Genomic DNA, 12471 nt, shown 5'->3' with positions numbered 1-12471 from the left:
CAGGAGACCCGCACCGCTTCCGGTGCGGGTCTCCTGCGTTCCGGCCCGGGTCCGGATAGCGTGGTGTCGTGCGGACCATCGTCAACTCGCTCCGGCTGATCGCCGTGATCGCCATCGTGGCGGCAGTGCTGGCCCAGTGGCTCGTCAGCTCGAAGTCCCCGGACTACCTGTTCTGGAACTTCTTCGGGTACTTCACGATCCAGTCCAACATCGTCATCGCGGTCGCCCTCGCGCTGACGCTCGTCGCCGCTGCCCGCCGGAAGCGCGGCGACGTCCTCGTCAGCGGGCTCCGCGGTGCGGCGACGGTCTACATCGCCACGACCGGCGTCGTCTACAACACGCTGCTCGTCGGGGCAGCTGTCGAGAACACGGTGCCGTGGTCCAACGACCTGCTGCACAAGTGGATCCCGCTGTACGCGGTGCTCGACTGGCTGCTCTTCTCGGACCGGGCGCGCCTGCTGCTGCGGCACGTCTGGTGGTTCCTGGTCTACCCGGCCGTGTGGCTCGCGGTCGTCCTGATCCGTGGCGCGACCGACGGGTGGGTGCCGTACCCGTTCCTGAACCCGGAACAGGGCTACGGGGTGGTGAGCCTGTACTGCCTCGGGGTCGCCGTCTTCATCGGGCTGATGGGCATCCTGGTGGTGGGGATGAGCAGGTTGCGGATCGTGAAGGTCTGACGCCGGTCAGGTGCGGAACGCCCGCAGCTTGTCCAGCACCAGGTCGGCGAGCTGTACGAGGCCGCGGATCTGGTCGTCGTCGCGGTCGATCCACCGGCACTCCGGCTCGTCGGCGACGGGGACGAACCCGTCGTGGCGCTCCCAGACGAACAGCGTGCGGTCGGCGCCGAGCACGTACTGCTGCCACCAGACCTGCCGCAGGTAGTGCCGCGGGATGCTCCGCCACGCCTTGCCCGTGGTCTTGATCTCGGCGAGGACGAGTCGCTCCGACGCATCGAACCCGACACCGTCCGGGGTGGCCAGGTGTGCGCGGTTCGTGCTCGCGTGGAACAGGTGTGCCGAGGGCTCGATGCCGTGCGTGGCGGCCACCCAGGCGGCGATCACGGGTTCGCGGTCCTTGCCGTGCTCGGTGAAGGCGTTGCCGGAGAACCGGGAGCCGTAGCGCTTGTCGGTGACGACCGCCTCGACCGCGCGGAGCGACGCGAGCCGCGCGACGTCGGTCGCGGTGATGCCCATCGCGCGCGCCCGCAACCAGGCGACCCGGTCGGAGGAGTGCGCGACGATCCGCTCGGTGTGCCCTCGCAGCGCGGTGAAGGCATCGTGTCGTGCCGCCGCGGCCGGGGCGACCGGCGTGGCGGACGCGGGGCGATCCTCCAGGCCGGGGTCCAGGTCGCCCCACAGGGTGGGCTGCACGATCGTCACCCGACGATTCTCACCCCGCGCGCCGACAGCGCGGTAACCGACGCGCGCGGCGCCCGGCGACAGCGCGGTGATCGACGCGCGCAGCGCGCGGTCAGGAGACGAGTGCCCGGCGCTCCGCGAAGACGACGAGTTCGTCGACCCCGGCGGGGGAGAGGGCGTAGTCGATCGCCAGGGCCGCGGCGCCGTGGAGTGCCGCGAGCGATCCGGCGTGCGACTGGGCGATGACGAGGTGCTCGGTGGCGAGGGGCATCGAGCGGGAGTAGACGACCTCTCGGACGCCGGCGAGCAGGTGCTCCCCGGCGCGGGTGATCGACCCGCCGAGGACGATCACCGACGGGTTCATCAGGGAGACGCAGGTCGCGAGCACCTCGCCGATGTCGCGCCCGGCCTGGCGCACGGCGCCGATCGCGTCGAGCTCGGCGCGGTTCACCAGGTCGATGACGTCGCCGCTCGTGTGCACGTCGTGCCCCTTCGCCCGGAGGGCACGGGCGATCGCGGGTCCGGAGGCGACGGCCTCGAGGCACCCGGTGTTGCCGCAGTGGCACGGCACGTCGCCCGCACGGGACACCCGCACGTGGCCGATGTCGCCCGCGGTGCCCTGCGCGCCGCGCTGCAGTGCGCCGTCGGAGACGATGCCGGAGCCGATGCCGGTCGCGACCTTGACGAAGAGCAGGTGGTCGACGCCGGACCAGCCGTGTCCGCGTTCGCCGAGCGCGGCGATGTTCACGTCGTTGTCGACCAGGACGTGGGCGGGCACGTGCGCGCGGAGCCACGCGGGGACGTCGAAGCCGTCCCACCCGGGCATGATCGGCGGGTTGGCCGGACGCCCCGTGGAGAACTCGACGGGACCGGGGACGCCGATGCCGATCGCGATGACGTCCTCGCGGGCGCGGCCGACCTCGTCGAGGAGCGCGTCGATGGTCTCGACGAGCCAGGTCAGGGTCGGTACGGGGCCGGCGGCGATGTCGATCGCGGCCTCGCGCGTGGCGAGCGGAGTGGCGACGAGGTCGGTCACCGCGACCCGGCCGTGCGAGGCACCGAGGTCGGCGGCGACGACGAGTCGGGCGCGGGGGACGAGTGCGACCTGCGCGGGTGGGCGGCCGCCCGTGGAGGCGGCGGTCTCGACGGGGCCGACGAGTCCGACCTCGATGAGGGCGTCCAGGCGCACGGCGATGGTCGAGCGTGCGAGTCCCGTCAGGGCGGCGAGCTCCCCGCGGGTCCGCGGCACTCCGTCGCGGAGGATCTGGAACAGCTCGCTCGTCCCGACCGGAGGCGACGCTGCCGTCCGTGTCGTGTCGACCATGTCGGGAGTGAACCACACATCGATCGCGCCACGCAACGAAGATCGTCGACGAAGTCACAACTTTTGCTTGACCGCCGACAGAAGCGGTCATAGTGTGACGCTCGGTCAGTGACGATCCACCATCTCGACGAGGAGAACCCCTGGTGACGCAACCCCTCTCGGTCCAGCTCTACACGGTGCGCGACGCGCTCTCGGCGGACCTGCTCGGCACGCTGCAGCGCATCGCGGGCATCGGCTACACGGACGTCGAGGCCTTCGGCTTCGTGGACCGCGCCGAAGCCCTGCGCGACGCACTCGGCGAGGCCGGCCTCCGTTCCCCGAGCGGCCACGCCCGACTGCTGGACGCCGGTGAGCAGGACCTCGAGCGCATCTTCCACGCCAGCACCACGATCGGCCTCGGGACGCTCATCGACCCGCACATCGACGAGGCCCGCTGGACGACCCGCGAGGACGTCGAGGCGATCGCCCGCGAGCTCAGCGCCCTCGCCCCGCGTGCGGCCGACCACGGTCTGACGCTCGGCTACCACAACCACGCGTTCGAGTTCTCGAACCGCATCGACGGCGTCTCGGCCTACGAGGTCTTCGCCGACGCGCTCTCCGACGACGTCGTGCTCGAGCTCGACACCTACTGGGTGACCGTCGGTGGCGACGACCCCGTCGCGGTGCTCGGCAAGTACGGCGACAAGGTGCAGTTCCTGCACGTCAAGGACGGCGACGGCTCGCACGACGACAAGCAGCAGGTCGCGGTCGGCAACGGCATCATGCCGATCCGTGACATCGTCGCCGCCGCTCCCGACGCCCAGCACGTCGTCGAGCTCGACGACCACGAGGGCGACGTGTTCCAGGCCGTCGCCGACTCCTACACGTTCCTCCAGGGGGCCCGAGCATGACCGACACCACCACGACCGCAGCCGCGTCGACCGACAGCGCCCGCCGCACCGGTCCCGTCGGCGTCGGCGTCATCGGCGCCGGGGTCATCTCCGACCAGTACCTGTCGAACCTCACCGCGTTCCCCGACCTGCAGGTCCGGTTCGTCGCGGACATCGACGAGCCGCGCGCCGCCGCACAGGCCGAGAAGTGGGGCGTGCCCGGCTCCGGCTCGGTCGCCGAGCTCCTGGCGGACGACGACGTCGAGATCGTCGTGAACCTGACGATCCCGGCCGCGCACGTCGAGGTCGCCCTGCAGGCCCTCGCCGCCGGCAAGCACGTCTGGGGCGAGAAGCCCTACGCGCTCGACCGGGAGAGCGCCGCGCAGCTCCGTGACGCCGCGGCCGCCGCGGGCAAGACCGTGAGCGTCGCCCCGGACACGTTCCTCGGCGCCGGGCTGCAGACCGCCCTCCGCACGATCCGCGAGGGCCGCATCGGCACGCCGCTCAACGGCCTGACGCTCTTCCAGAGCCCCGGACCGGAGTCGTGGCACCCGAGCCCCGAGTTCCTGTTCGCGTACGGTGCCGGTCCGCTGTTCGACATCGGCCCGTACTACATCACGACGCTCGTGCAGGCGTTCGGCCCGGTCGCCAAGGTGACCGCGACGGCGTCGAAGTCCCGCGCCACCCGGACGATCGGCTCCGGCCCGAAGGCCGGCACGGACTTCCCGGTCGAGGTGCCGACGAACCACTCCGCGCTCATCCAGTTCGAGGACGGCGGGAGCGCGCAGAGCGTCTTCTCGTTCGAGTCGGACCGTGGTCGCACCGGCTTCGTCGAGATCGCGGGGGAGACCGGCACGGTCGTGTTCCCGGACCCGAACAACTTCGACGGCGACACCGAGCTGTACGCGCACGGTGCCGAGGGCCCCGAGACGATCCCCGCGGTCGGCTCCACCTACTCGCGCGGCACGGGCGTGGTCGACCTCGCCCGCTCGCTCCGCGCCGGGGAGGACAACCGGGTCCCCGGTGCCCTCGCCTTCCACGTCCTCGACGTGATGGTCTCCATCGCCGAGGCGGCCGAACGTGGTGAGACCGTGCTCGTGGAGAGCACGGTCGAGCCCTCCCCGACCCTCCCCGAGGGTTGGGACCCCGCGGAGCAGACCCTGTCCTGACCCCAGGACGGGCCCGCTCCGGCCCGCGCGTCGGCCACACGGCCGGCTCGCACCCACACAGCAGCACCCGACACGCACCACCCTCAGCACCATCTCAACGACGAGAAAGTAGAGAGTCATGCGCACTGCCATCCGCGCACTGGCCATCACCGCGGCCGCGGCACTCACCGTGACCGGCCTGGCGGCCTGCTCATCCGGGTCGTCCGGTTCCTCCGGCGACGGGAAGACGCTCACGTACTGGGCGTCGAACCAGGGCACGTCGCTCCAGAACGACAAGGAGGTGCTCACCCCCGTCCTCGAGAAGTTCACCAAGGAGACCGGGATCAAGGTGAACCTCCAGGTCATCGGCTGGAACGACCTGCAGAACAAGATCCAGACCGCCGTCACCTCGGGCCAGGGCCCGGACGTCGTCAACATCGGCAACACCTGGGCCACCTCGCTCCAGGCCACCGGCGCCTTCCAGGAGTTCGGTGACTCGGAGATGCAGGCGATCGGCGGCGCCGACAAGTTCGGCAAGGTCGCACTCTCCACCGGTGGTGCGCCCGGCAAGACCGTCACGAGCGTCCCGCTCTACGGCCTCGCCTACGGCCTGTACTACAACAAGCAGATGTTCAAGGACGCCGGTCTCGAGGCGCCGACGACGTGGGAGGACCTCACGGCGGACGCCAAGAAGCTCACCTCGGGCGACAAGTACGGCTTCACCATCGCCGGTGGTTCGTACACCGAGAACTCGCACTTCGCGTTCATCACCTCGGCGCAGAACGGCGGCGAGTGGTTCGACAAGAGCGGCAAGCCGACCTTCACCGAGAAGGCGAACGTCGACGGCATCAAGCGCTACCTCGACCTGATGCAGTCGGACAAGGTCGTCAACCCGTCGAACGCGCAGTACGACAACGGCACGCAGGCGGTCTCGGACTTCGCGAACAAGAAGGCCGCGATGATGCTGACGCAGAACAACGCGAACGCCACCATCACGTCGCAGGGCATGACCACCGACGAGTTCGGTGTCGTCCCCTTCCCGACGACCGCTGACGGCAAGGACATCGCGTCCTTCCCGGCCGGCATCAACCTGTCGATCTTCAAGAACACGAAGAACAAGGACGGCGCCCTGAAGTTCGTCAAGTACATGACGAGCGAGGAGACCCAGACCACGCTGGACAAGCCGTACGCGGCCCTGCCGGTGCTGGCCTCGGCTGCGGACTCGGTCACCGACGAGCAGACGAAGACCTTCCTCGACATCTACAACAACAAGGCGAAGCCCCTTCCGCTGGTGCCCGCCGAGGACCAGTTCGAGTCGACGGTCGGCAAGGCGATGAACGACATGTTCGCCAAGATCGCCACCGGCTCGACGGTGTCGGACAGCGACATCAAGTCGGCGCTGCAGACCGCGCAGGACCAGGTCTCGCAGGCGGCCGGTTAGTCGGCCTGGAGGCCCGGGGCGCGTCCGCAGGACGCGTCCCGGGCCTCGCCCCTCCGCACCCGGCCGCGTGCCGGGGGTGAGCCGATCGGCTCACGCATGCCGCGCCTCCAGGCCGCTGCCACGGCCCGACCGCCACCGCGGTCACGAGACGCGAAGCACCCGATCCCATCCTCGCCGGAAGGCCACCACCCATGACCACCTCGGTCCTGCCCGAATCCGAGCGCATCGACCTGACGCACACGAAGGCACCGACCCTGTCGGGGCCGCAGCCCGGTCGCAAGCCCAAGCGACACTGGCTGCCGTACGCGCTCGTCGCACCGGCGATCCTGTTCGAGCTGCTCATCCACATCGTGCCGATGCTCGTCGGCATCTGGATCTCCTTCATCCAGCTCACCAAGTACTTCATCGCGAACTGGGGCGCCGCACCGTTCGCAGGCTTCCGGAACTACTCGATCGTCGTCGACTTCGACCAGGCGATCGGCAAGGGCGTCCTCAACTCGTTCCTGATCACGTGCGGGTTCACCGTCCTGGTGGTCGGGCTCTCGTGGACGTTCGGCATGGCCGCCGCGGTCGCGCTGCAGAAGCCCTTCAAGGGTCGCGGCCTGTTCCGCACGCTGTTCCTGGTGCCCTACGCGCTGCCGATGTACGCCGGCATCATCACGTGGAAGTTCATGTTCCAGCGTGACTCCGGCGCGATCAACCACATCCTGGTCGACCAGCTGCACCTGATGGGGCAGGGGCCGTTCTGGCTGATCGGGTCGAACGCCTTCGTCTCGGTCGTCGTCGTGGCGATCTGGAAGACCTGGCCGTTCGCGTTCCTCATGCTCATGGCCGGCCTGCAGTCGGTGCCGAACGACGTGTACGAGGCCGCCTCGGTCGACGGCGCGAAGCCGTTCCGGCAGTGGCGCTCGATCACGCTGCCGATGGTCCGCCCGGTCAACGTGACGCTCGTGCTCGTGATGTTCCTCTGGACGTTCAACGACTTCAACACGCCGTTCGTGCTGTTCGGCTCGACCGCGCAGCCGCCGGCCGCCGACCTGCTCAGCTTCCACATCTACAACGCGTCGTTCATCACCTGGAACTTCGGCTCCGGTGCCGCGATGAGCGTCCTGCTCCTCATCTTCCTGCTCATCGTCACGGGCATCTACCTCGCCGTGACCAACCGGAGGTCCGTCCGTGCGTGAGACATTCGGCGCCAAGTCCTTCAAGGTCGTCACCCTCGTCCTGCTGACCCTGTTCACGGTCGTCCCGCTCTACGTGATGATCACGACGGCGATCAAGCCGCTCGGCGACGTCCAGAACGACTTCACGTGGATCCCGACGAACATCACCCTGCAGCCGTTCATCGACATGTGGACGACGGTTCCGCTCGGGCAGTACTTCATCAACTCGCTCGTGGTCTGCACGGTCGCGACGGTGTTCTCGCTCATCATCGCGACGTTCGCCGCCTACGGGGTCTCCCGGTGGAACTTCACGGGCAAGAGCACCTTCACCACCGCGGTGCTCTCGACGCAGATGTTCCCCGGTGTGCTGTTCCTGCTCCCGCTGTTCCTGATCTTCACGAACCTCGGGAACGCGCTCGGCATCCAGCTCGTCGGGTCGTGGACCGGCCTGATCATCACCTACCTGACCTTCACGCTGCCGTTCTCGATCTGGATGCTCGCGGGGTACTTCGAGACCATCCCGCGGGAGCTCGACGAGGCCGCGATGGTCGACGGCTCGGGTCCGATGGGTGCCCTGTTCCGGGTGATCCTGCCCTCGGCCCGTCCGGGTCTGGTCGCGGTCGGCATCTACTCGTTCATGACGGCGTGGGGTGAGGTGCTGTTCGCCTCGGTCATGACGAACGGCAACGGGTCCACCCTGGCGGTCGGTCTGCAGCAGTACTCGACGCAGACCAACGTGTACTGGAACCAGATCATGGCGGCGTCGCTCGTCGTCTCGATCCCCGTCGTGGTGGCGTTCCTCATCGTGCAGCGCCAGTTCGTGGCCGGCCTGACCGCGGGTGCGGTGAAGTAGGGGCGGCTGCCTGCCTGCCCGAGACTCGGCTCGGCGGACGGTTTCGTGGCCTGAGGGCCGCGGAACCGTCCGCCGGGCCGGGTCTCGTTCCACGACGACGACAGGATGGACGCATGACCGACACCACCCGCGGGCGGCAGCTGCTGCCCGGACAGACGAGCCGCGTGCACGTGTACGACCTCGCGTCGCGGACGAGCCGACCCGTGTTCGCGTCGCGGACCGTGCTCGTCGAGGCGCCGAACGTGCTCGACGAGCGCACCCTCGTGCTGAACGGCGACGGTGACCTCTGGCTGCTGCGCCTGCCCGACCCCGGGAGCGACGTCGTGCTCGACGAGTCCGCGCTCGTCCGCGTGCCGATGCCCGGGGTCACGGAGATCAACAACGACCACGTGCTCGACCCCTCCGGGACCTCCGTCGTGGTGAGCGCCCGCGACGGGGAGCTGTACCGGGTGCCCCTGCCCGACGGCGGCTCGGCGGAGCGCCTGACCGACACCGCGGCCGTGCTGCCGGTCGTCCGGAAGTACTACCTGCACGGCATCGCCCCGGACGGCAGCGCGCTCGCGGCGATCGTGGGGGAGCGCACGGTCGACGGGGTCTGGACGACGGACGTCGCGCTCGTCGACCCGGCCACCGGCGCCACGACGTTCCTGACCCGTGACGAGCACCCGGACGACGGCTGCGCGATCACCCCGGACGGCCGCACGGTCCTGTTCAACACGGAGCGCTTCACCCCGGGGACCGCGCAGCTCGCGGCGCTCCGGCTCGACGGCGGCGACCCGGTCCGCCTGACCGCGGACGAGCGGGTGGACTGGTTCCCGCACCTGTCGCCGGACGGGCAGCACCTGCTCTACCTGTCCTACGGACCGGGTGTGCAGGGCCACCCCGCCGACCACCCCGTCGAGCTCCGGCTGCTCCCGGGTGTGCTGACCCGCGGCGCGCGGGTGGCCGTCGTGCCGGAGACCCTCGTCGCGCTCCACGGTGGCCAGGGCACGGTCAACGTGCCGCCGTGGTCGCCCGACTCGACGTGGTTCGCGTACTGCGACTACCCGGTGGCGTGACCGCCGAGCCCGGCTCCGCTCAGCCGGCGTCGCCGTAGGTGCGGCGCAGGTGCTCCGCGTACCCGCCGGGCGTCCGACCGTCGAAGCGGCCGCTCGTGACGACGGGCAGCGCGGTCGTCGCGCGGACGTCGAAGCCGAGTGCTCGGGCCCGCTCGACGAGTCGGACGTCCTCGTGCTCCGGTACGGGATCGAACCCGCCGACCGCGCGGTCGACGTCCGCCCGGACCCCGAGGTTCGCGCCGTGCACGTGGCCGAGCGTCGACCCGGGCGGGTGGGCCGCACGCCAGCGCCGGAGCACCTCGGGTTCCAGGTCGTCGGGGTCGGGCACGACCGCGCCGACGAGCAGGTGGCCGCCGTCGACCAGCACGTCGGCCTGCTGCACGAGCCAGTCCCGGTGCACCCGCGAGTCGGCGTCGGTGTGGGCGAACCAGTGGCCGGACGGCGGCACGTCAGCGGCCGCCCGCCGTCGGGCGAGCAGCACGCCGAGCGCCCGGGCCCGACCGACCCCGACCCGGTCCGAGGTGTGCACCGCGAGGGTGCCGTCCGCCCAGGTCCGGTGCGTGCGGACCGCGGCGTCGACCGCAGCGGCCGTGCCGTCCGTGCAGCCGTCGAGAACGAGGGTCACGCCGACCGCGGTGGCCGGGTGGGCCCGACGAACGATCCGGACGGCGACGGCCAGTGCCGCGAGCGACCGGCCGATCGTGGTCTCCTCGTCGTGCGCGGGGACCACGACGTCGATGCGGTGCCCGCTCACCCGACGAGCCCCTCCGCACGCGCGACCGAGGTCACTGCGGCACCGGGGAACACCGTGAGCACGAAGTCCGGCTCGACGTGCTGCACGAGCGCCGGACGGGGCCATCGCCGCGCGATCGCGGCGTGCACCGTGTCGCCGTCCGACACGGCGTGGTCGTCCGGGTGTCGCCAGTGGCAGGCGACGAGCACCCCGTCGTCGTCGAGCGTGTCGAGCACCCGGTCCACGGTCCGGTCGAGGTCGTCCGGGGACAGGTAGTAGCCGACCTCGCTGAGGACGACGAGGTCCCGGCGTCCCTCGGGCCACTCCCCGGGGAACGCCGCGAGGGCGAACCGGGCCGACGGCGCGCGACGTCGGGCGCGCTCGAGCGCCGCCGCCGCGAGGTCCGTGCCGAGGACGTCGTCCGCCCGTTCGGTGAGCGCGGCGGTCAGGACGCCGGTGGCGCACCCGAGCTCGAGCGCCGACCGGAAGCGTTCGCGGGGGAGCGCCGCGAGCGTCACCGCGCGCTTCCGCCGCTCGTACCAGGAGCCCTCGAAGTCCCAGCCCTCGGGCTTCCGGGCGTAGTGCGCGTCGAACGACTCGCGCGACCTCGACTGCACGGGCGCGAAGTACCACTCCTCGGCGCGCAGGTGGTGGGCGGCATGGCGGGCGTCCACCACCGCCTCGTCGCCGGGCGCCGGGGAGAGCGGTCGGGTCTGCGACCGGTGGGCATCGAGGGCCCGCGCCTTGCGGTCTCGCACGGCGGCGGCGAGGTGCAGCGCGCGCGCCCGCGAGCACGGCATCGCAGCGGCAGCGGCAGCGGCATCAGCGGCATCAGCGCCACGAGCGTCGGCATCGGTGAGGGGCGCGTCCCAGTGCCACGCCCAGATCGGGTACGCCAGGAGCGTCGCCCCGGGGGTGGCGGCCACGACCTGCTCGGCGACCTCGCCCGCGACGCGGTGGTCCCGGTGCCCGTCGCCCCGCCAGGGTGCGACCACGAGCGTCGGGCGCACGGCCCCGGCCAGCCACCGGACGAGCGCCTCGCGGAGGACCTCGGCGTGCTCGCGGACCCCGCCGTCCGGCACGTCGAGCTCGGTGGCGGTCGCGGTCGGGTGCAGCACCCGGAGCGCCGCACGGAACTCGGCGCCACGACGCTCGGCCAGCGCCGCGGGCGTCGTCGTGGGGGAGTCGGGGTGGGAGCGCTCGCCGCGGGTGCCGAGGAGCACGTGCACCGGGATCCCGGCGTCGGCCGCGGTCGCGACGAGTCCGCCGGCGCCCAGGGTCTCGTCGTCCGGGTGCGGTGCGACCACGACGACCGACCCGGTCCCACGCAGGTCGACCCTGTCCGGGTCGAGACCCGCGAGGAAGGTCGTCCAGACGGCGGGATCGGTGCCGGGGTCCCGGTGGTCGAAGCTCACCACGCGACACCGCCGTGCTCGAGGACCTTGCGGCCGATCCGGGCGAGGTCCCGGTCCCCGTGGTCCTGCAGCACGTACAGCTCGAGGTCGGCGACCCGCGCGGCGACGGCGCGGTCCGCGGTCAGCGGCGCCGGACCGACCGTGCGGACCACACGCTCGCGGACGGTGTCGACGGCTCGGCGCACCCGCGACCGGGTGACCTGAGCGAGGAAGGACCAGTCGGTGTCGTCGTCGGTGCCGTCGATGCGGGCGGCGGCCGCGGCCAGGGCGTCTTCGGCGTCGGCGAGGTCGGCAACGGTCACGCCGAGTGCCGCCTGGAGCAACTCCGAGTCCGGCCGCGTCGCCGCGAGGGACCGGAGGACCCGGGCCAGCCCGAGCGCACCACCCCACCAGCAGGCCGCGACACCGATGCCGCCCCAGGCGAACCCCGGTCGGGTCAGGTACCACCCGGGCCCACCGACCGGGACGGCCCGGACGTCCACGAGGTCGACCGGCCCGCTCGGGACGTCCGGCATGCCCCTGGCCACCCAGGCCTCGTCGTGCACCGTCACCCCAGGCTGACGGAGGTCGACGGCGAAGAGCTGCCGGTCGTCGCCGACGTGCGCGGTGACCAGGGCGTGCGAGAGCGTCGACGCCAGGGAGCACCACGGCTTCGTCCCGTCGAGCCGGAAGACCCCCGCACCGCCCTCGGTCGCGTCGACGCGGAGCCCCGGGGCCTCGGCGGCGAAGACGCCGAACGTGGCGTCTGCCGGAGCCGGCACACCCGCCTGCGCGAGGATCGCCAGCGCGTCGAGGTGCGGCTCGACCGTCCGAGCGGTGGCGACGTCCGCGGCGGCGACCGCGGCGAGCGTCGCGAACACGGCGCCCGACGTGCCGGCGGTGATGACCGGGGTGGTGGACGCGAGGGTCCGCGCGACCGCGAGCCGATCAACCGGGGTGGCACCGTGCCTCCCGGCCGTGGCCTCGACGTCCGCGGTGGCGACGTCCCGCGCAGAAGCGGGCCATGCGGGGGACTGGAGCATGTCGCCGACGCTACGGAGCGGACCCTTCGGACCCTGCCCGGCGATCCACAGAGCGCGGAGGGGTGCTGCACAGACGGCTCATAGGAA

The 12471-nt window shown here is 71.5% G+C and carries 12 protein-coding genes; 7 read left to right on the top strand and 5 right to left on the bottom strand.

Going from position 1 to position 12471, the window contains the following annotated elements; translation table 11 throughout:
* Positions 1-68 precede the first annotated feature (68 nt).
* Positions 69-677 carry a Pr6Pr family membrane protein gene (locus FB462_RS12725; RefSeq protein ID WP_141862265.1) on the top strand — a complete coding sequence of 203 codons (609 nt, stop codon included), beginning with the start codon at positions 69-71 and terminating at the stop codon, positions 675-677.
* Positions 678-683: 6 nt separating this feature from the next.
* Here FB462_RS12725 and FB462_RS12720 read toward each other — a convergent pair whose 3' ends face one another.
* A complete protein-coding gene (locus tag FB462_RS12720; protein ID WP_114849700.1) occupies positions 684-1379 on the bottom strand; it encodes a YqaJ viral recombinase family protein in 696 nt (231 codons plus the stop codon).
* Between the two features lie 91 nt (positions 1380-1470).
* Positions 1471-2682, bottom strand: coding sequence for an ROK family transcriptional regulator (locus FB462_RS12715; RefSeq protein ID WP_058741942.1), 1212 nt, complete (start codon positions 2680-2682; stop codon positions 1471-1473).
* Positions 2683-2825: 143 nt separating this feature from the next.
* Here FB462_RS12715 and FB462_RS12710 point away from each other — a divergent pair, with 143 nt between their 5' ends.
* The 6 genes from FB462_RS12710 to FB462_RS12685 all read left to right on the top strand — a co-directional run bounded on the left by FB462_RS12710 (position 2826) and on the right by FB462_RS12685 (position 9214).
* Complete coding sequence (locus tag FB462_RS12710) at positions 2826-3572, top strand: sugar phosphate isomerase/epimerase family protein (RefSeq protein WP_058741941.1); 747 nt, start codon at positions 2826-2828, stop codon at positions 3570-3572.
* Positions 3569-4720 carry a Gfo/Idh/MocA family protein gene (locus FB462_RS12705; RefSeq protein WP_141862262.1) on the top strand — a complete coding sequence of 384 codons (1152 nt, stop codon included), beginning with the start codon at positions 3569-3571 and terminating at the stop codon, positions 4718-4720. Before FB462_RS12710 ends, FB462_RS12705 begins: the two co-directional genes overlap by 4 nt.
* Positions 4721-4838: 118 nt before the next feature.
* Entirely contained in the window at positions 4839-6140 is a 1302-nt protein-coding gene (locus tag FB462_RS12700) for an ABC transporter substrate-binding protein (RefSeq protein WP_141862260.1), read from the top strand.
* 191 nt (positions 6141-6331) lie between these two features.
* The gene (locus tag FB462_RS12695; protein WP_188868822.1) at positions 6332-7324 is read left to right on the top strand and encodes a carbohydrate ABC transporter permease; all 993 of its coding nucleotides are present in this window, start codon (positions 6332-6334) and stop codon (positions 7322-7324) included.
* Positions 7317-8156, top strand: coding sequence for a carbohydrate ABC transporter permease (locus FB462_RS12690; RefSeq protein WP_114849696.1), 840 nt, complete (start codon positions 7317-7319; stop codon positions 8154-8156). Before FB462_RS12695 ends, FB462_RS12690 begins: the two co-directional genes overlap by 8 nt.
* A 113-nt stretch (positions 8157-8269) precedes the next feature.
* On the top strand, positions 8270-9214 hold the full coding sequence (locus tag FB462_RS12685) for a TolB family protein (RefSeq protein ID WP_141862258.1): 945 nt from the start codon (positions 8270-8272) through the stop codon (positions 9212-9214).
* A 19-nt stretch (positions 9215-9233) separates the two neighbouring features.
* Here the strand turns inward: FB462_RS12685 and FB462_RS12680 are convergent, their stop codons facing one another.
* From FB462_RS12680 to FB462_RS17410, 3 genes are read right to left on the bottom strand one after another with little or no spacing between them, the layout of a single operon-like run.
* On the bottom strand, positions 9234-9968 hold the full coding sequence (locus FB462_RS12680; protein ID WP_229666645.1) for a glycosyltransferase family 2 protein: 735 nt from the start codon (positions 9966-9968) through the stop codon (positions 9234-9236).
* Positions 9965-11362, bottom strand: coding sequence for a bifunctional PIG-L family deacetylase/class I SAM-dependent methyltransferase (locus FB462_RS12675; protein ID WP_229666644.1), 1398 nt, complete (start codon positions 11360-11362; stop codon positions 9965-9967). Before FB462_RS12675 ends, FB462_RS12680 begins: the two co-directional genes overlap by 4 nt.
* A complete protein-coding gene (locus FB462_RS17410; RefSeq protein WP_167510106.1) occupies positions 11359-12384 on the bottom strand; it encodes an acyl-CoA dehydrogenase family protein in 1026 nt (341 codons plus the stop codon). Before FB462_RS17410 ends, FB462_RS12675 begins: the two co-directional genes overlap by 4 nt.
* Between the last annotated feature and the right edge of the window lie 87 nt (positions 12385-12471).

This window comes from Curtobacterium citreum (assembly GCF_006715175.1).
Taxonomy (GTDB): domain Bacteria; phylum Actinomycetota; class Actinomycetes; order Actinomycetales; family Microbacteriaceae; genus Curtobacterium; species Curtobacterium citreum.
This window is presented reverse-complemented; position numbering and strand designations above follow the sequence as displayed.